We start from the raw sequence: 17,426 nt of genomic DNA on the forward strand, positions 1-17,426 counted from the left end.
CTCAATAACATGGGACTACAGACCGCCTTCGACGTCCTCTCCCAGATCGTCGAACAGTACGAGTCGCGTGGTCGGACCGTCCGACACGTCGAAGCGACGGCGAGCGACGGCGGGTCGCTGCAGGTCTCCATGGCGGTCCCGGTGTCGCTCTGTGCCGCGTCTGGCGACGGCGTCCACTCCGACCTCACCCCGGAGACGGCGACACTGACCGACAGCGGTGGGCTACGGGTGGAGTTCTCGACCTCCGCCCTCGCCGCGCTCCCACCGACGACTGCGGCGTCCATCTCGGTCAACGAGGAGGCCGTCCGCGTCGAAGACGGCGGCATCGTCCTCGGCGTCGAACTCACCGTCGACCCGTCTGCAGACGGGACGGAGCGTGCCGCAGTCGGCGAGGACGCCGCCACCGACTCTCGGACGACGGCGCAGTCGGCCACGGAACCGACAGACGTAGACGGGGCGTCGCCCGAACCGTCCGCACCGCCAGCGGACAGCGAGGACGCGTCACTGGCGGACGAACTCGCGGCGATCCGTGACGACGACGTCCCGCCCTACGAGGACACGGCGTACCTCAAGCGTCTCTATGACGCCTGCGAGAACTTCACCGAGATGAGCGAGCGAATCGAGATGGACGTCTCCTCCGAGACGGTCCGACGCTACATGATCGAGGCAGATGTCCACGACCCGACGTCCTACGACACCTCGACCAACTCAGATACGGGGCGGGCTGGGGAGGGACGCGCGGACGCGGCGACGAGCGCCGAGCCGACTCCGGCGGCACCCACGGCGCCCGACGATCCGATGGAGACGATCCCGGACGAGCAACTCGTCACCGACGGCCTCGGCCTTCCGGAGAGTGTCCATCTGGCGGACGTCGCCGACGCCGTCGTCGACTCGGTGACCGTCTACGAGGTCCAGCGACACCTCGACCTCGAACGCCAGCAGACACAGGAACTGCTCGAAGAACTCAATCTGCTGGACCTCGTCATGCGGCAGTTGTCCGACAACCCGGAACAGACGGCGTCCTACGAGCAAGTCGCCACGCGCATCCGGGAGTGCGCCCCCGGCCCAGCGTGACTCCCCGCTGGCAATTTAAAGGGGTTCTGTGACCCACCCACAAACAAAAGTGTCCTCCACACATCCTACCGATACGTAATGTCGTTGCGAAGTCGTACCATGACGCCGCAGGACGGGGTCGAGAACCTCCTCACGAACGCACGGTTCGAACTGATGCCGTTCGAGAGCTTCGAGGAGGAGATAACGCACCTGCCCGACGGTGCGACCATCGCTATCACTACCTCGCCGCAGTTGGGTATCGAGGCGACGCTCGAACGGACCGAGGAGGCCGTCGAACAGGGGTTCGAGGTCGTTCCACACATCGCGGCCCGCTACGTCCGTGACCGGGAACACCTAGCGGACATCGCCCGGCGACTCACAGAGGCCGGCATCACCGACATCTTCGTTCCGGGCGGCGACCGGGACGAACCGGAGGGGGAGTTCGAGTCGGCGTACGACCTCCTCTCGACGCTCGACGGGATGGAGTACTCCTTCGAGGAGGTCGGCATCACCGGCTATCCCGAGGGCCACGACTTCATCGACGACGAGACGCTGGCGGAGTCCATGGAGCAGAAAGCGCCCTACGCGACGTACATCGTCACGCAACTCTGCTACGACCCGGAGACGGTGCTCGAGTGGATCGAGGAGATTCGCGAACGTGGCGTCACCCTCCCGGTCGAAATCGGCATCCCCGGCGTGATGAAGTACAAGCGATTGCTCCAGATCTCCCAGAAGGTCGGCGTCGGCGACTCGATCAAGTTCCTCCGGAAGACCACTGGCGTCGTCGGCTTCATCCGGCAGCTCGTCGGGTCCCGCGGGACCTACAAGCCCGACGACCTCATCGACGGCCTCGCCCCCTACGTCGACGACGAGGAGTACAACATCAGCGGCGTCCACATATACACGTTCAACCAGACGCCCGATACGATGTCGTGGCGGTACGAGCGCCTCGAAAAGTAGGCCCAGCGACACGCCGTATTCTCACCCAGCCGTCCCCCTCGAACCGTAGTCAGTGCGACACGTCGGCGGGGCCAGACACGTCCACTCACTCGCCAGACACGTTCTGTCGGGAGCCAGTTTATTGCCGCTCTAGCTCCTGTCCTCGACCATGACGTACGAAACCGTCAGAGCGACGGACCCGGCCGTCGCAGACGCCCTCGAAGGTGAGCGAGAGCGACAGAACGACACGCTGGCGATGATAGCGAGCGAGAACCACGTCTCCGAGGCCGTCATGGAGGCCCAGAGCTCGGAACTCACGAACAACTACGCCGAGGGCTACCCCGACGAGCGCTACTACGGCGGCTGTGAGTACGCCGACGACGTCGAGCAGTTGGCCATCGACCGCGCGAAGGAACTGTGGGGTGCCGACCACGTCAACGTCCAGCCACACTCTGGCTCGCAGGCAAACATGGGCGTGTACCTCGCTGCTCTGGACCCCGGTGACAAGATTCTCTCGCTGGATTTGACCCACGGTGGCCACCTCTCACACGGCCACCCGGCGAACTTCGCCGGACAGGTCTACGAAGTCGAGCAGTACGAGGTCGACGAGGAGAGCGGCTACGTCGACTACGAGGGCCTCCGCGAGACGGCCGAGTCCTTCGACCCGGACATCGTCGTCTCGGGCTACTCCGCGTACCCGCGCGAAGTCGACTTCGAACGGATTCAGGCGACGGCCGACGCCGTCGACGCCTACCACCTCGCCGACATCGCCCACATCACCGGGCTGGTCGCCGCGGGCGTCCACGAGTCGCCGGTCGGCGTCGCCGACTTCGTCACCGGGTCGACGCACAAGACCATCCGCGCGGGCCGTGGCGGCGTCATCATGTGCGGCGACGAACACGCCGACGACGTCGACAGCGCCGTCTTCCCGGGTTCGCAGGGCGGTCCGGCGATGCACAACGTCGCCGGCAAGGCCGTCGGCTTCGGCGAAGCGCTCGATCCGGCCTTCGAGCGATACGCCGAACAGACCGTCACCAACGCGAAAGCGCTCGGCGAGCGGTTACAGGACCACGGCCTCGACCTCGTCTCCGGCGGCACGGACAACCACCTCGTGCTGGTCGACCTCCGCCCCTCGCATCCGGACACCACGGGCAAGGAAGTCGAGGAGAGCCTCGAAGAAGCCGGCATCGTCCTCAACGCCAACACCGTCCCCGGCGAGACGCGCTCCGCGTTCAACCCCTCGGGCATCCGCGCCGGCACGCCCGCCCTCACGACTCGCGGGTTCGGTGAAGAAGCGTGCTGCGAAGTCGCGGACCTCATCTACGAAATCGTGGACGCCCCCCACGACGAGGCCGTCGTCGCCGAGGTCAGCCAGCGAGTCGACGACCTGACCGACGAGTACACCCTCTACGACTGAGCGGCTGACCGGGGACTCACCACTCTGGTCGCCCCCGCTCCTCGATTTGTTGGCGAGTCTATATTTGTCGTCGCACACGAGTGTAGCGTGGGATGTACAGTACCCTCATTCCGGTCGACGAGGACGAGAACCGAGCGCTCCATCAGGCGAGATACGTGGCGTCCCTCGCGGACGCGACGACGGACGTCGAGGCGACAGTCTTGCACGTCGTCTCTCCCGGCGAAGTAACGCGAGCAGATACTGCCTCGTTCGAAGCGGTGGACGCCGCCGTCGCAGCCGCAGAGCACCTGACGGCGGCCGACGTCACCGTAACCCGTCGCGTAGCGGACGGCAGCGTTCCGGCGGCCATCGTCGACACTGCGGACGAACTCGACAGTCAGGAAATCGTCATGGGTGGACGGAAGCGTTCCGGCGTGGCGAACGTTCTGCTCGGCAGCACCGTCCACGACGTGTTCGTTTCGACTGAGCGCCCGGTCACGATTACCGGCACCGGGATGGTGTTTGGGGAGGGCGACAGACACGTCCTGGTTCCGGTCGACAAGCGCCGCGAACGCGCCCTGAATCAGGCGGAGTACGTCGCTCAGTTACCCGGGGTCCCAGAGAGCGTCACCGCGACAGTGCTGTACGTGTACCCGCATCAGGATTACGCCGGTGCGCCGCCCCACGACTTCGGAGAAATCGGAGCGGCCGTCGCCGCTGCGGAGTTCCTCGAAGACAGGGACGTCGCGGTCGAACGGGTCACGGTCGGCGGCGAAGTCGCCAGAAAGATTCTCGCCACCGCTGACGACGTCGACGCGAGCAGCATCGTGATGGGCGGCCGCAGGCGAACCGGCGTGCAGAAGGTCGTCATGGGCAGCACCGCACAGGATATCCTGCTGTCGTCGGACCGCCCGGTCACGATTACGGGGTAGCACCTCGGCAGTGACACTGACGGCGAGACGGTGGTCAGCACAAAAAAGCGGCGTGATGGTATGTGGTATGAGCGACAGGGTGGCGCCGATCAGTCGTCGCTGGACTCTGCTTCGGCTTCCTTGCGCGCGTTGAGTTTCGCCTGTTCGCGAGCGCTTGGGTTGACGGACTCCTTGAACGGCACCTTCGCGACCGTTGCGAACACCGGCTCACCGGACTCTTCGGCGTACTCGTCGGGCAGGTGGACTCGGAACTCGAGGTCGAGTTCTTCGTCGTAGATCTCGTCGTTGAGCGGCGTGTCGGTGACTTCCTGCAGTTTGTCGGCCGGCACGAATCCCATGGCGATGTTCGTCTCGAGGTCCGGGTTCCACCACGGCGAGGTGATGTAACCGCACTCGTCGCCCGTCTCCGGGTCGGAGACCAGCCAGAAGTCCGGGGCGTAGTCCCGAATCGGTTCGCCGGCCATCTTCAGGCCGATGAGCTTGTGCTCGAACGGGTACTCGCCGTTCTCGATGAGTTCCTTCTGGCGCTCGAGTTCTTCTTTGCCGATGTAGTCCGCGTCCTTGTCGTCGGGCACGTGATAGCCGAGGTTGACCTGGAACGGCGACGTCTCGTGGTCTAGGTCCTGCCCCCACGACATGATACCGGCCGCGATGCGGCGGTGGTGGCCCGGCGCGATCTGGCGGCCGCCGTGGTCCTTGACTGTCTCCATCACGGGGTCCCAGACACGTTCGGCGTTCTTCGAGGCGTCCTTGACGTAGATCTCGAAGCCGGCCTCGCCGGAGAACCCGGTCTGACTGATGAGGACGTCACAGCCGTTGATTTCGGCGTCCATCAGCCCGTAGTACGGGACGTCTTTGACCTTGTCACCGACGACATCGACCATGACGTCCTCGGATTTGGGGCCCTGAATCTGCATCGGGGCCACGTCGATCTCGTCGATCTCGACGTCGAAGTCGTTATCGACGTTGACTCCCTGGAGCCACTGCATCAGGGTCGAGTCGGAGATAGAGAACCAGAACTCGTCCTCTTCGGGACGCAGCAACACGGGATCGTTCAGAACGCCACCGTCCTCGTTGCAGAGGATGACGTACTTCCCGTCCATCGCGTCCATGCTCGTCACGTCGCGTGTGACGACGTAGTTCGTCAGTTCCTCGGCGTCGGGGCCCTTGACGCGAATCTGGCGCTCGACGGCGACGTCCCACAGCGTCACGCTGTTGGTGAGCGCCTCGTACTCCTTCATCGCACCGCCGTCTTCGGGTTCGACGAGGCCGCGCGGGTGGTAGATGCGGTTGTAGACGGTACACCGCCACGCGCCCTCCTCGTTGAAGGACTTGTGGAAGAACGGTGACTTGCGCACACGCGTGGAGACCAACATCTCGATGTTGGGGTCGCCCGTCTGCCGCAAGTTCCGTGGTACCGTCCGATCCGACTGGTCGACACTAGGGTGATTGGGATGGCTTTCGTTCCCGGACATGCTTGTGGACAAAGATCAGAGACTCTCATAAAAGATGACGCTGATTACCCCTGCCGTTTATGTACCGGTAGCAATCTGGACGGAGAGATATCGGGCGTCCGCCCACGATTACCGGCCGGTGGACGACGCGTCTCGGCGCTCGTACCAGACGATATCGAACGCCTCGTGCCGGTCACGGTCCGTCTCACGCCACTGGTCCCACTCGACTGTCGGAAAGGTCGTGTCACCGTCGACGGCCGTCTGCAGTTCGGTCAGAATCAGTTCGTCGGCACACGGGAGAAACTGCTCGTAGACGGTGCCACCGCCGACGACGTACGCCGTCTCGACGTCCGTCGTCTCGGCCGCGCGAAGCGCTTTTGCCGTCGATTCGACGGTGACGACGTCGTCCGGCAGACGCTCTGGACGGTGCGTGAGGACGATGTTCCGACGCTCTGGCAGCGCCGTCCCCAACTGCCGATAGACGTCGTCGAAGGTTCGTCTGCCCATGATGACCGGATGGCCGACAGTCGTCCGCTTGAAGTGGTTCAGGTCTGCCGGATAGTCCCACGGAACGCGCCCGTCGGACCCGATGACCCCGTTGGCTGCGACGGCAGCGACGAGTGCAATTCGCATCTCGTTTGGCGAAGAGGACGCCTGGACACAAAACCTGTCTCATCGACCGGTCCCGACGGCACGCCTCGGTTTCGGACACCCGGTGTCCTCGATCGCCGCTACCGACGCTTGTGGCAATCATTTCAGAAATATAGCTATATCGGATATACTATTGTTTTGGCGAGCGCTCGCCGTGGACTACGGGTGTCGCTCGACCGAATTCGCTTCCCACGGCCGGTCTGTCGGTCGCGTCTCGCGTCGAGATGGTGACGGAGTTCGACTGCTTCGCCGCCGATCTCGTGACTGGATAACGTCGAATTAAGGCCTAAAGATGTCAATAACGTCCACTCTCGACAGTTCGAGTCGTCGTTGTGAGATTCACGGTACGGCCTGTGTGACGCACAACGGTGACCAGCGATTACCGGTGTAGTCGGTGAGGCGGCGTGCAATCAGAAACTCGAATATACATATATGAATACTTATGGGACTATCGAATAAAAAGCAATCTTATATGATAGAATCCCCTCCCCGAGCCCGCCACAACGAGCTGTTCGAATGACACGCTGGGGAACAGCGTCGTCACCGCCGAGGCGCTGCTGTCTGCCAGCACGACGTGTGTGTCAATCGATACCCTCTGTCTCGCGCGACTTATTGGATTGGAGCCGCAACGGCCCACATGAGTGCGATTCGGACCAGACCGGGTCCGGCCGCGGCCTACGCGTTTCGACTCGGCATCGTCGCCGGTGCCGTCGTGGGACTCACTGCGGTCGCGTTACTGTATCGTCTCGGCGCCATCACGCCGGTCATCGCGGGATACACGTTACTCGTCTTGTTCCCTGTCTATCTCGTCTTCGTGGCCAGCGCCCTCAGCATCTGGCTCGGATACGACAAGGACGCGACGTCGCTCAGGCCCGTATACCAGTCGAAGGAGTCGGAGTAACGTCCCCGCAGGAATCGGTCGGTGGCGTTACTCCTCGGCCTCGTCGTCGACGAGCGTCGCCCCGACGAGGTTGCGCATCCCGCGACGGAGACGCCCGCTCATGGCCGTCGACGAGAGGCCGATCACCTCGGCTACCTCGTTCAACGAGACGTCGCGGGGTTCGCCGAAGTACCCCTCCTCGTAGGCTATCGTCAACGCCGTTCGCTGCTCTGCGGTCAGGCCGTACGAGGGTTCGCCGCCCGTCTCGCTGTTGCCGTATATCTCGATGATGTCGAGTGCGATGTCGTTCTCGTTCGCGTACTCCCAGATCGTGTTTAACGCCGCTCGGTCGGGGAGGAGGAGGCGAACGAGCCACCCGTGGCGTTTCGTCTCGGTGTGGACCAGAAACCCGTTGACGTCGGTCACGACGGTGCTGATGAGTTTCGTCTCCGGGGTGTGTTCGATGTAGTAGATGCCCGTCCGGTCGGTCCAGTCGACGAGTTCGTAGTTGTCGACCGTCGGGTCCTCCTCCAGTGCCGCCTCTAACTCGCCCCTGTCGTCGTACTCGATGAGAAACGGGAACACGGTCGAGCCCGGGTCGGTGTTCCCCTGGGTGATGACCCGGATGTCGACGTCTTCGAGGGTCCGAAGCGTTGGGACAAGCGCGAGTCGTTCGTGCTCGATGTATACTTTGGCTGTAATCGACATATAACGTACAGGACTCGTTGTGGTACCGTCACAGATCGGACCCGGATGCGGTCGCAGTGTGGCGGTGTGTTCGGTCGTACCCTGTTCGTTGAACCTACACAATCGTCGTACAATAATGTTTAGATGTCTCCGACGGTGCCGCCGTCCGAACGATACTTTCGCCGCTCGCACACGAGTGGTGTCCTATCGGGCCACGGCTACCGGTGGACTGACCGCTGTCGGGGCTGACGTGGTCGGGCACGGAAAATATGGGGTCCGACAGCGACTCCGTCGGTAGATATGGTAGCCATTGACAATCAATGCACACCCGACCGCACGACGGCGGTGCGGTCGGTGTGTGAATCGTTTCAATTGTCACTATAGCGCCGACGTCGCGATGTCGGCGCGGCTACAACTGAACACGGCGAGTGCCTCGGGGCTTGACCCCGAAGCGGTTCACTCGTTGTACGTCTCCGGCATGCGAACCACACCGTGGAACTCGAAGAGGTCGGTCACGACGTCCTCGATTCGGTCGAGGTGCGGTGGCAGCGCGACGGCCGGCAGGTAGAACTTCGCTGTCGTCGGCCGCTTTTCTTTCTGTGTCTCTATTTCGTTCATCTCGATCTCAGATACCGGTTCCCCACCTGTAGGTGTTGGTGGGTAAAATTACGGATGTTTAAACCGGGAATTTACAATGTTTAATTGGGCAGGTTGCCGCACTAGCCCGAGACGCCGTCAGCCGCGGTCAGGTCTCTCTCAAGAATATCTGTCCGGTACTCTGGACGACGACGGTGTATCCGTAGTACGAAAACGTAACACACCCCGGTGTCGCAGTGTTCGCCGACTTCGTCTCGAATAAACTGTCCAGCGCGTCCGTGTTGATGCGTTCGTCCATCGGCGGCAGCGATTCGAACGACACGCCGGCGTACTCCGCGACAGCGCCGCGTATCGTCTCGCTCACCTCGGTGTTACCCTCCCACTGGTGACTGAGCTGATAAGTCGTGCCGTCGAAGTTGTCCGTCCGTGCTACACCCATGCTACCGTATGGCGCGCCTCTATATGATGGGTGTTAATGCGGAATATACAACGTATTTTTATACCGGTCGAGGCGATCCACGCGCATAACGTACATACGTCAGCGTACACAATTGCGGGTACCCAACTCGATAAGCGAGTCACGAAGCAGTCATCGGTGTCAGTCGATAGCACGTCCACGGCCGATACGTCGCGCTCCCCGTCGGAGCCGTCCGCAGGGGGAAGAGCGCTCGAACGGCGGGCAAGCGACGGCAACACATCGCGACTGTCCGTCGACGACGGCGCGTTGGTCCCCGACCACGTGGCCGACGACTGACGTGACGACTCACCGATACGAACACTGGGGGAAGTACACGATGGATATGAAGAACGACGACGCACTCGAAGCACGCGAGACAGACAGTCAGCTCACGCTCACGGTGGAGAACATCGGCGGCATCGCCGCCGCAGATGTGGCCCTCACCGACGGCGTCACGCTCCTCTCCGGGCGTAACGCATCGAACAAATCGTCGCTCTTACGTTCGCTCGCCGGTGTCCTCGGTGGCCCGTTGCCACCGCTGAAGAGCGACGCCGACGAGGGGCGCGTCAGCATGACTCGCGACGGTGCGACGTACCACGTCGAACTCGGCCGCGACGGGACCGACGCCGTCGTACGGAGTGCCGACCGGTACACAACCGCGGACGACCTCTGTGAGTTGTTCGTCGCGCTGACCGAGACGAACCCGATACGACGGGCGGTGCTGGCAGACGACGACCTCTACGAGTACCTGATGCGGCCCGTGGATACCGACGAAATCGAGGCCGAAATCCGCCGCCTGAGCGACGAGAAACAGTCGCTCGACGACCGCCTCGCGGAACTCGACTCCATGGCGAACCGACTGCCGGGCCTTCGGACGCGACAGAACACGCTTCGGGAGCAACTGGACGACGTCGAAGCGGAACTCAGGGAGAAGCGAGACGCTATCGAGACCCTCGAAGCTGAGGCGGACGACGACAGCGAGACGGAGGCGTTACGAGAGAAACGGAGCGAGCGGAACGAACTCCGCCAGCGTCTCAGCAGTCAGGAGGCCGCTATCGAGGAACTGCAATCGGAACTGGCGTCGGTAACCGACCGGCTAGACGATACCGATGGTGACGAACCCGAGGCGGACCTCGCGGATATCGAGGCGGAACTCGAAGACCTCCACCAGCAGAAACAGCGACTCACGTCGACGATCAACGCACTGAGCCCCATCGTGGAGATGAACTCGCAGATTCTCGACGAGTCCGCGGACATCCCGAGCGCGATGACGTCCGACGACATCGTCGCCGAACTGGACCCCGCCTCGCAGTCCATCACGTGCTGGACGTGCGGCAGCACCGTCGAACGCGCGGAGATCGCCGAACAGGTCGAGGCCGTCAGCGGCATCGTTCGGGAGAAACGGACCGAGCGCGAGGCCATCACGGACCGTATCCAGACGCTTTCCGAGCGGAAGCGCGATCTCGAACAGCGACAGGAGAGTCGCGAGGAGTTACGCGCCCGTCGCGAGGACCTCGTCGACGAGATCGAGCGCCGAGAGGAGATGCTCGAAACCCTCGACGCGGACCGTCGGACACTCGAGACCGAAATCGAGGACCTGCAACGAGCGATCGACGACACGTCCGAGGACGACGACCGGTTAGCCACCTACTACGACGCGGTGAGCGACTTAGAGTACGAACGCGGCCAACTCGCAAACGACTTAGAGAGCGTCGAGTCGGAGATAGCCGACGTCGAGGCCGCCCTCGCCGAACGTGACGACATCGAAGCAAAGCGGGAGGCGGTCGCGTCCGAACTCCGCACCCAGCGTGACCGCATCGACGAACTCGAACAGGACCTCGTGGGTACGTTCAACGAGACGATGCAACAGGTCCTCGAGACGCTGGGGTACGACTCGATAGAGCGCATCTGGCTCGAACGGCGCTCGTCGGGCGACCGCGTCACCGCAGAGACGGCGTTCGAGATTCACGTCGTCCGAGCCACGGAGGACGGCACGGCGTACGACGACACCGTCGACAGTCTCAGCAAGAGCGAACGGGAGGTCATCGGCCTCATCGTCGCTCTGGCCGGCTATCTGGTCCACGACGTCGCCGAAGAGGTCCCGTTCATCGTCGTCGACGCCGTCGAGATGTTCGACGCAGAGCGTATTCACGGCCTGATGCAGTACTTCGGCGAGTCCGCCGATTACGTCGTCACGTCCGTGTTGCCGGAGGAACGAGCGCAACTCGACGGGCGCTACGACACTATCTCGACCCAGTCGTTCGTCGCGGATTCCTAGGGATCTGTCGCTTCCTCGTCGGCGCGACAGGAACACCCGCCCCGTTCCAGCAGTCCGGTGAACGTGTACTCGTCACCACACTCCGAACAGGCGACCCGCAGGCTCAGCGTGACGGAGGGGGACGGAATGGTCAGCGACCCCTGTTCGGTGAGCCGAGCGATAGTCTGGGTGGTCACGGATTCGGTCCGAGAGACGAGTTTGAGGACGGTGTTCCGAGCGCTGTCGACGGAGAGCGTGCTGTCGCGGGCCGTCGTCACGTCGAGACAGTCGTTGAGGTGGGTTCGGACGGTCTGATAGCTCACGAAGTCGCTGGTGAGTGTCTCCGGGTCCAGTCCGTTGCGCTGGAGTCGGGACTTCGCGTCGATTCGCTTGCCGGGACCGACGTCGTCGTCGGTGAGGAGTCGGTAGAGGTTGGCCGCCTCGCCGTCGAGCGTCTCCATCCCCGCCGCCCGCATCGCGGACCGCAGTATCGCCTCGTTACAGTAGCGTTCGAGGTCACGGAGGCTGTCGCCGTCGGCCCAGCGCTCCCGCAACTCGTCGTCCAGTTCGGTGAGTCCCCGCTTCTCGGCGACCCGGTCGACCTTGCACGTCGTGCCCGACTCCGCTGACATCGTGTGGTGACTTCGCCGTCGCCGTTGATTAAGGATGTGTTCTGCCCAACGGGGCGTGACGGGCGAGTGCCGGGGGTGCAGTCAGTTCCCGACGTCGTCGTCCGCGTCGATGTCCTCGGTCGCGGCTTCGATTTCGTCGACGGCGGACTCGTCTTCCATCGTCGAGACGTCGCCGAGGTCTTCGTCCAACATGATGTCCCGGATGGTCCGGCGCATTATCTTCCCGGACCGCGTCTTCGGCAGTTGGTCGACGAACTCCAGTTCGCCGACGATAGCGATGGGGCCGACGTCCTGCCGAACCGCCTCCCGGAGTTCCCCTGCCAGCGCTTCGTCGCCGTCGAAGCCGTCTCGGAGGACGACGAACGCGGCGGCGACTTCGGTCTTCTCCGGGTCGGGTTTGCCGACGACTGCGGCCTCCACGACGGCCTCGTGGGCGACGAGTGCGTCCTCGATGTCGGTCGGACCGATGCGGTGGCCGGCGATGGTGATGACCTCGTCTGCACGGCCGCTGAACCAGATGTAGCCGTCCTCGTCCATCGAGACGGCGTCGCCGACCCAGTACAGGTCCTCTATCTGTTGCCAGTATTCGAGTTCGTACCGGTCGTGACCCTCCCAGAGCGTCGGCGTCATGCCGGGGAACGGCTTCTCGACGACGAGCGCGCCCTCCTCGCCGGGTTCGAGCGGTTCGCCGTCGAAGTCGACGACCGTCACTTCGATGCCCGGCAGCGCGATGCCCGCAGAGCCCGGCTTTATCGGGAGCGTGTTGATGCCGTACGGGTTGCCGATAATCGGACCGCCGGTCTCGGTCTGCCACATGTGGTCGATGACGGGCACCTCGTCGTCGAGAACTTCCGTCTGGAGCCACTCCCACGCCGGCGGGTTGAGCGGTTCGCCGGCCGAGAACACCGCTTCGAGCGAGGAGAGGTCAGCGCGTTCGTGGAACGTGTCGTCGTAGCCGGCCAGCGCGCGAATCGCCGTCGGCGCGGTGAATATCTTGTCTACGCTGTGTCGTTCGACGAGGTCCCACCAGACGCCGGCGTCTGGATACACCGGCGTCCCCTCGTAGACGACTGTCGTCGACCCGGCCAAGAGGGGCGCATAGACGATGTAGGAGTGGCCGACGATCCAGCCGATGTCCGAGGTGGCGAACCACGTGTCCGTCTCGTCGAGGTCGAACATCCACTGTCCCATCCCGTAGACGTGGGTCTGATAGCCGCCGTGCTGATGGACGGTTCCCTTCGGCTTGCCCGTCGTCCCCGACGTCGGGAGGATGAACGCGGGATCGGTCGCGTCCAGCTCGACGTGTGAGGTGTCTTCGCCCGCGCCCGCTGCCAGTGCGTCGTCCCAGTCGGTCTCGGACTCGCGCAGGTCGGCCGACGCCTCACCGCGGGAGAGTACGATGGTGTCGTCGACGATGTCGTTGACCGACTCGTGGTCGTCGAAACAGCGGTCGACTATCGACTTTAGGTCGACCGTGCCGCCGTCGCGAAAGCCCACGTCGGCCGTCAGAAGGAGCTTCGGTTCGGCCAGTTCGATGCGGTCCGCGAGCGCACCGGCCCCGAACCCACCGAAGACGACAGAGTGAATCGCACCGATGCGCGTACAAGCGAGCATGGAGACGACGGCCTCCGGACACATGGGCATGTAGATGGTGACGCGGTCGCCCTTCTCGACGCCGTACGCCCGGAGCATTCCCGCGACCCGTTTCACTTCGTGGTGCAGTTCTGCGTAGGTGTACACCGCGTTGTCGTCGCGTTCGCCGGTCTCGAACACCATCGCCGCGCGGTTGCCGCCGCCGTTCTCGACGTGGTAGTCGACGGCGTTGTAACTGATGTTCGTCCGTCCGCCGGGGAACCACGCGAAGTCGCCGACGCCCGCCTCCTCGTACACGGCGTCCCACTGCTCGAACCAGTTCAGGTTGTCGGCGACGCGTGCCCAGAGCGTCTCGGGACTCTCTTTGCCTTCCCGAATGAGCGCGCGTAACTGCGGCGTGACGAGGTCGTAGTCCGTATCGGTCGTCATAGTGTCTGTCTCGCTCTTCAGTACATCATCATTTATCAATATGGTTTCCGGGCGACGTTTCCGGAGGCTCGCGCTCGACTGATCGGGGACAGTGGTACGACAGACAGGCGGCACGACGAGCGGGCGCCGTCGAGCGTGAGCGCGTTCGCCGGCGGTCGCTGCGGACGGGACGTCGAGACGCGGCGGCGAACGCACCTCAGAACTCGGGGTCGTCGACGACGGCGTCGCCACACCGCGGGCACAGCAGACGGCGGCGTTCGACCCCATCGTCGGCGACCCAGTCGCCGTCGGCGGGGCTCTGATGGTCACACGTCGGGCAGAACAGCATCGTCTTCGCGTGGTGCTGGTCGGGAGGTTGCGAGGAGGGTCTGAGGAGGGTCATCTCTCGGGGGAGTACTCGTGGCCGATGGCCGCACACAGGACGTTCAGGACGACGAGGCCGACGACGAACAGCGGCGCGGTGGCGACGACGCCGGTCAGGAGCGACCCGACGATGACCAGCGGGAGGGGAATCGTCGCCCAGAAGGCGGCGGCCCGCACGGCCGTGAGACACGACGTGGCGATACTGGACGCCAGCGTCCGGACGGTCCCGGTGGCTGGCAGTCGTGGGAGGGAGGAGTCGACGGTGGACATGAGTGCTTCGGGCATCTCTTCTGTGGACCCACACCCCAATATAACGGACAGACGGTTAGCGTCGATTCAGAACGGTTCAGTCGCGAACGCCGATTTTAGCCGATTTTACGGACCGTGCTGGCGCAGATAAAACGATCTGAAAACGCTTTAGACTCTTCATAATCGGTTTGAAGGCGTTTTCCGCACCGGCGCCCCGGCTTGAATCGAGGGTATGACCGGCACGAATCAAACGGCACCGACGCGACGTGTCGACGGCCGAGGAACGTTGACGGCGAATCTCGTCTGTGAGGCACACCCACCGTACACCGACGATGGTCGATGCGATTCTCCCACGTGGCGACAGGGTGAATCGGTCGGCGTCCCTCGGCGGCTATCCTCGAACTTCGAGGAGTATCGCGGGGAGCACGACACCGATGAGCAATCCGACGCCGATGGCGATCTCGACGCTGTTGGTCAGTTCCTGACTCGCGTAGAACCCGACCAGCGCGAGTACGATACCTGCGCCGATGATCGAGTTGTCACTCGGGTCCATCGCTGACGTGTTCTGTTCGCTCATGTCGGTGTGTAATTATAGCGGAGAGAATAAAAACTATATGTTCGTTGAAGGGTGGCGCGCGGCGACGACCGCTGTTTGGAGACGGAATTTCGGTCCCAGTGGACCGAACGGATGGCGACGATGGCGGACGAAGGCGACCTATTCACCGAGTTCGTCGGCGGCTTCGACCTCGACGAGCGAATCCTCGCTGTCCCTCGGTTCCGGATCGGTACGTATCGCTCTAGCGTCTATATGTGCGTACTCGCCGTCGTCGCTACTTATATAGGGCTATTAGAAGCGCTCTAACCGGACCCGTTCGGAGTCGGTGCTGTATGTCGGATGGACCCGAGACGTCGTCGGGGCGAACAGCCAACGGAGTCACACAGCGAATCGGTCGCCGGGCGTTTGTCGCCGGGACGGGTGCCGTCGGCGCGACGGCACTCGGCGTCCCGGGTGTCGCTGCCTCCGCGGTCGACGAGAGCGACGACGATGAGACTGGTGAGGGAACCTGTGGCGTGAGCAGCGTCGACTCGGACCCCGAACTCATCGCCCATCGGGGATTCGCGGGGGTCTACCCGGAGAACACGGTCGGTGCCGTGGAGGCTGCCTCTCGCGGTGGCAAGGCACCACAGGCGGCTTCACGCGGGGCCGATAGTATCGAGATAGACGTCCTCCCGACTGCCGAGGGTGACGTGGTGGCGTTCCACGACTCCCGGCTGGCCGAACGTGACGGCGGCGAACGCGGACTGACCGACACGTCCGGCGTCGTCTGGGAGACGGACACGGAGACGGTGACGAACGCCGAGGTGCTTCGGAGCGGTGAGACGGTCCCGCTGTTGACCGACGTGCTGGACGCGATTCCGTCCGGCGTGGGCGTGAACGTCGAGTTGAAGAACCCCGGGTCGTTCGACCTCGAGTTCGCCGTGAACCTCTCGGCCGAGAAACTCGCCGCACAGAAGTCGACGTGGCGATCGTTCGTCCACCGTGTGCTCGACGTCGTAGACGAGTACTCACACGAGTTCCTGTTCTCCTCGTTCTACGAGGCGGCGCTGGCCGTGACGCGAGCGAACTCGTCCTATCCCGTCGCACCGCTCCTCTGGGACTCCATCGAGGACGGCCTCGACATCGCCCGGACCTACGACGCCGAGGCCATCCACCCGCCGTACAACATGGTGCAGGGGACGCCGTTCTACGCGGACGACTACTACACGGAGGGCTCGGAGTGGGCAGACATCGACCTCGTCTCGGTCGCAGACGAGGAGGGCCGCGCCGTGAACGTCTACACAGTCGGTACGTGGTATCAGTACGACCGCCTCGCGGCCGCCGGCGTCGACGGCGTCATCGCCGACTACCCTAACCTGGGCCGCTTTGGCGCGAGAGACGACTGAGCCGAGTCAGGGCGGTTCCGACCGTCAGGTCGCCTTCGTTCGGCGTCGGACCCGCCAGCGAAATAGGGGATCGTGGGAGGTGGACCGGCACCCGGTTCCGTTACTCGCTTTCGTGGCTCCGCTTTTGCTCACCGCACGCCTGCGGAGGCGGCGTCGCCGCGTTACAGTCCCCGGAACACGCGTATCGTGTCCCGCGCCGTCGGTTCCCGGATGAGTTGGGCGAATCCCAACTCGGAGAAGACAGCTTTCCAGTTCCGATGGAACAGCGGGAACTCGTCGTCGACGTAGCTCACCTCGCCGTCTTCCCGGCCTCGCTCGGGGCTGTTGCCCTCGTTTTCGGCAGTCACCAGCAGGTCACCGCAGACGCGGGCTATCTCCTCGAACACCCACACGTCGTCCGGGTGGATGTGCTGGAGCGTCTCGACGGTGTAGACGACGTCGAACGCGTCGTCCGAGAACGCTTCGACGACGTCCTCGATCGCGCCGGTGTGGAACGTCCCGGTCTCGGCGAGTCGCGGGTAGGTCTCTGCCATCACGTCGAAGGCGTCGGGGTTGATGTCGACGCCAGTGAGGTCCTCGTAGCCGTGGTTCCGGAGGTGTGCGAGGTGGCGGCCGGAGCCACACCCGATCTCGAGAATCGCTGCGTCGTCCGATACGTAGTGGCCCAGCACGTCGACGAGCGTCTCGCTCACCTCGTTCGGACCGATGTCGGCGTAGTACGTCGGCGAGTACTTGCCCGAGCGCTCGGCCCAGTCCCGGCGAACGTCGTCCGGTTCCATAGGGGGACCCACGCAGTCGAGTGGTAAATGGGCCTCGGACTCGGGCCGGCCGCGGTCGTCCGGTCGCAGCGTCGTCACGCTTCGGGGAGTGTCGTGGGACGGCGGCGACCCGACTGTGGCTTCGGATGGTCCCA

General features: G+C 63.7%; 19 protein-coding genes. 8 read left to right on the top strand and 11 right to left on the bottom strand.

What is annotated here, in order from left to right; all coding sequences use genetic code 11:
• Positions 1 to 9 precede the first annotated feature (9 nt).
• The 4 genes from NDI85_RS17510 (at position 10) to NDI85_RS17525 (ending at position 4,320) form a co-directional block, all read left to right on the top strand.
• The gene (locus NDI85_RS17510) at positions 10 to 1,074 is read left to right on the top strand and encodes a hypothetical protein (RefSeq protein WP_310916493.1); all 1,065 of its coding nucleotides are present in this window, start codon (positions 10 to 12) and stop codon (positions 1,072 to 1,074) included.
• A 78-nt stretch (positions 1,075 to 1,152) separates the two neighbouring features.
• Positions 1,153 to 2,013 (top strand): methylenetetrahydrofolate reductase, encoded by an 861-nt coding sequence (locus tag NDI85_RS17515; protein ID WP_188997264.1) that lies wholly within the window; start codon positions 1,153 to 1,155, stop codon positions 2,011 to 2,013.
• A 148-nt stretch (positions 2,014 to 2,161) separates the two neighbouring features.
• The gene (gene glyA, locus NDI85_RS17520; protein ID WP_310916494.1) at positions 2,162 to 3,409 is read left to right on the top strand and encodes a serine hydroxymethyltransferase; all 1,248 of its coding nucleotides are present in this window, start codon (positions 2,162 to 2,164) and stop codon (positions 3,407 to 3,409) included.
• A 92-nt stretch (positions 3,410 to 3,501) separates the two neighbouring features.
• Complete coding sequence (locus NDI85_RS17525; RefSeq protein ID WP_310916495.1) at positions 3,502 to 4,320, top strand: universal stress protein; 819 nt, start codon at positions 3,502 to 3,504, stop codon at positions 4,318 to 4,320.
• An 89-nt stretch (positions 4,321 to 4,409) separates the two neighbouring features.
• Here the strand turns inward: NDI85_RS17525 and NDI85_RS17530 are convergent, their stop codons facing one another.
• Together NDI85_RS17530 and NDI85_RS17535 are read right to left on the bottom strand one after the other, a co-directional pair.
• Positions 4,410 to 5,795, bottom strand: a complete 1,386-nt coding sequence (locus tag NDI85_RS17530; RefSeq protein ID WP_188997272.1) for an aminomethyl transferase family protein — start codon at positions 5,793 to 5,795, stop codon at positions 4,410 to 4,412.
• A gap of 108 nt (positions 5,796 to 5,903) precedes the next feature.
• A complete protein-coding gene (locus NDI85_RS17535; RefSeq protein WP_188997274.1) occupies positions 5,904 to 6,407 on the bottom strand; it encodes a dihydrofolate reductase in 504 nt (167 codons plus the stop codon).
• Positions 6,408 to 7,062: 655 nt separating this feature from the next.
• Here NDI85_RS17535 and NDI85_RS17540 point away from each other — a divergent pair.
• Positions 7,063 to 7,326: a hypothetical protein gene (locus tag NDI85_RS17540; protein WP_188997277.1), complete on the top strand. Its 264-nt coding sequence runs from the start codon at positions 7,063 to 7,065 to the stop codon at positions 7,324 to 7,326.
• A 27-nt stretch (positions 7,327 to 7,353) separates the two neighbouring features.
• On the opposite strand, the gene NDI85_RS17545 is transcribed toward NDI85_RS17540, so the two are convergent.
• The 3 genes from NDI85_RS17545 to NDI85_RS17555 form a co-directional block, all read right to left on the bottom strand.
• Positions 7,354 to 8,013, bottom strand: a complete 660-nt coding sequence (locus tag NDI85_RS17545; protein WP_188997280.1) for a helix-turn-helix domain-containing protein — start codon at positions 8,011 to 8,013, stop codon at positions 7,354 to 7,356.
• A 435-nt stretch (positions 8,014 to 8,448) separates the two neighbouring features.
• Positions 8,449 to 8,610 (bottom strand): hypothetical protein, encoded by a 162-nt coding sequence (locus NDI85_RS17550; protein ID WP_310916496.1) that lies wholly within the window; start codon positions 8,608 to 8,610, stop codon positions 8,449 to 8,451.
• Between the two features lie 127 nt (positions 8,611 to 8,737).
• Complete coding sequence (locus NDI85_RS17555) at positions 8,738 to 9,028, bottom strand: HalOD1 output domain-containing protein (RefSeq protein WP_310916497.1); 291 nt, start codon at positions 9,026 to 9,028, stop codon at positions 8,738 to 8,740.
• A gap of 316 nt (positions 9,029 to 9,344) precedes the next feature.
• Here NDI85_RS17555 and NDI85_RS17560 point away from each other — a divergent pair, with 316 nt between their 5' ends.
• Positions 9,345 to 11,324 carry an archaea-specific SMC-related protein gene (locus NDI85_RS17560; RefSeq protein WP_310916498.1) on the top strand — a complete coding sequence of 660 codons (1,980 nt, stop codon included), beginning with the start codon at positions 9,345 to 9,347 and terminating at the stop codon, positions 11,322 to 11,324.
• On the opposite strand, the gene rdfA is transcribed toward NDI85_RS17560, so the two are convergent.
• The 5 genes from rdfA to NDI85_RS17585 form a co-directional block, all read right to left on the bottom strand.
• On the bottom strand, positions 11,321 to 11,935 hold the full coding sequence (gene rdfA / locus NDI85_RS17565; RefSeq protein WP_310916499.1) for a rod-determining factor RdfA: 615 nt from the start codon (positions 11,933 to 11,935) through the stop codon (positions 11,321 to 11,323). The genes NDI85_RS17560 and rdfA overlap by 4 nt on opposite strands.
• Positions 11,936 to 12,016: 81 nt before the next feature.
• Positions 12,017 to 13,957 carry an acetate--CoA ligase gene (locus NDI85_RS17570; RefSeq protein ID WP_310916500.1) on the bottom strand — a complete coding sequence of 647 codons (1,941 nt, stop codon included), beginning with the start codon at positions 13,955 to 13,957 and terminating at the stop codon, positions 12,017 to 12,019.
• Between the two features lie 196 nt (positions 13,958 to 14,153).
• Positions 14,154 to 14,339, bottom strand: coding sequence for a hypothetical protein (locus tag NDI85_RS17575; protein WP_188997291.1), 186 nt, complete (start codon positions 14,337 to 14,339; stop codon positions 14,154 to 14,156).
• Positions 14,336 to 14,605 carry a hypothetical protein gene (locus tag NDI85_RS17580; RefSeq protein WP_310916501.1) on the bottom strand — a complete coding sequence of 90 codons (270 nt, stop codon included), beginning with the start codon at positions 14,603 to 14,605 and terminating at the stop codon, positions 14,336 to 14,338. The genes NDI85_RS17575 and NDI85_RS17580 overlap by 4 nt, the downstream gene beginning before the upstream one ends.
• Before the next feature lie 355 nt (positions 14,606 to 14,960).
• Positions 14,961 to 15,146: a hypothetical protein gene (locus tag NDI85_RS17585; protein ID WP_310916502.1), complete on the bottom strand. Its 186-nt coding sequence runs from the start codon at positions 15,144 to 15,146 to the stop codon at positions 14,961 to 14,963.
• Positions 15,147 to 15,221: 75 nt separating this feature from the next.
• Here NDI85_RS17585 and NDI85_RS17590 point away from each other — a divergent pair, with 75 nt between their 5' ends.
• Both NDI85_RS17590 and NDI85_RS17595 read left to right on the top strand, forming a co-directional pair.
• Positions 15,222 to 15,431: a hypothetical protein gene (locus NDI85_RS17590; RefSeq protein ID WP_188997298.1), complete on the top strand. Its 210-nt coding sequence runs from the start codon at positions 15,222 to 15,224 to the stop codon at positions 15,429 to 15,431.
• Positions 15,432 to 15,457: 26 nt separating this feature from the next.
• A complete protein-coding gene (locus NDI85_RS17595; RefSeq protein WP_310916503.1) occupies positions 15,458 to 16,513 on the top strand; it encodes a glycerophosphodiester phosphodiesterase in 1,056 nt (351 codons plus the stop codon).
• A gap of 161 nt (positions 16,514 to 16,674) precedes the next feature.
• Here NDI85_RS17595 and NDI85_RS17600 read toward each other — a convergent pair whose 3' ends face one another.
• Positions 16,675 to 17,292, bottom strand: coding sequence for a class I SAM-dependent methyltransferase (locus NDI85_RS17600; protein ID WP_188997303.1), 618 nt, complete (start codon positions 17,290 to 17,292; stop codon positions 16,675 to 16,677).
• Positions 17,293 to 17,426: the final 134 nt, after the last annotated feature.

It is taken from the genome of Haloarcula sp. S1AR25-4, assembly GCF_031624555.1.
Taxonomy (GTDB): Archaea; Halobacteriota; Halobacteria; order Halobacteriales; family Haloarculaceae; genus Haloarcula; species Haloarcula pellucida.

What these genes read in the sequence shown, in the direction of transcription:
- NDI85_RS17575 (WP_188997291.1), bottom strand. Translation starts at nt 14,339, where the DNA reads ATGACCCTCCTCAGACCCTCCTCGCAACCTCCCGACCAGCACCACGCG.
- glyA (WP_310916494.1), top strand. Translation starts at nt 2,162, where the DNA reads ATGACGTACGAAACCGTCAGAGCGACGGACCCGGCCGTCGCAGACGCC.
- NDI85_RS17530 (WP_188997272.1), bottom strand. Translation starts at nt 5,795, where the DNA reads ATGTCCGGGAACGAAAGCCATCCCAATCACCCTAGTGTCGACCAGTCG.
- NDI85_RS17540 (WP_188997277.1), top strand. Translation starts at nt 7,063, where the DNA reads ATGAGTGCGATTCGGACCAGACCGGGTCCGGCCGCGGCCTACGCGTTT.
- NDI85_RS17545 (WP_188997280.1), bottom strand. Translation starts at nt 8,013, where the DNA reads ATGTCGATTACAGCCAAAGTATACATCGAGCACGAACGACTCGCGCTT.
- NDI85_RS17580 (WP_310916501.1), bottom strand. Translation starts at nt 14,605, where the DNA reads ATGCCCGAAGCACTCATGTCCACCGTCGACTCCTCCCTCCCACGACTG.
- NDI85_RS17535 (WP_188997274.1), bottom strand. Translation starts at nt 6,407, where the DNA reads ATGCGAATTGCACTCGTCGCTGCCGTCGCAGCCAACGGGGTCATCGGG.
- NDI85_RS17550 (WP_310916496.1), bottom strand. Translation starts at nt 8,610, where the DNA reads ATGAACGAAATAGAGACACAGAAAGAAAAGCGGCCGACGACAGCGAAG.
- NDI85_RS17515 (WP_188997264.1), top strand. Translation starts at nt 1,153, where the DNA reads ATGTCGTTGCGAAGTCGTACCATGACGCCGCAGGACGGGGTCGAGAAC.
- NDI85_RS17570 (WP_310916500.1), bottom strand. Translation starts at nt 13,957, where the DNA reads ATGACGACCGATACGGACTACGACCTCGTCACGCCGCAGTTACGCGCG.
- NDI85_RS17585 (WP_310916502.1), bottom strand. Translation starts at nt 15,146, where the DNA reads ATGAGCGAACAGAACACGTCAGCGATGGACCCGAGTGACAACTCGATC.
- rdfA (WP_310916499.1), bottom strand. Translation starts at nt 11,935, where the DNA reads ATGTCAGCGGAGTCGGGCACGACGTGCAAGGTCGACCGGGTCGCCGAG.
- NDI85_RS17595 (WP_310916503.1), top strand. Translation starts at nt 15,458, where the DNA reads ATGTCGGATGGACCCGAGACGTCGTCGGGGCGAACAGCCAACGGAGTC.
- NDI85_RS17600 (WP_188997303.1), bottom strand. Translation starts at nt 17,292, where the DNA reads ATGGAACCGGACGACGTTCGCCGGGACTGGGCCGAGCGCTCGGGCAAG.
- NDI85_RS17555 (WP_310916497.1), bottom strand. Translation starts at nt 9,028, where the DNA reads ATGGGTGTAGCACGGACGGACAACTTCGACGGCACGACTTATCAGCTC.
- NDI85_RS17510 (WP_310916493.1), top strand. Translation starts at nt 10, where the DNA reads ATGGGACTACAGACCGCCTTCGACGTCCTCTCCCAGATCGTCGAACAG.
- NDI85_RS17525 (WP_310916495.1), top strand. Translation starts at nt 3,502, where the DNA reads ATGTACAGTACCCTCATTCCGGTCGACGAGGACGAGAACCGAGCGCTC.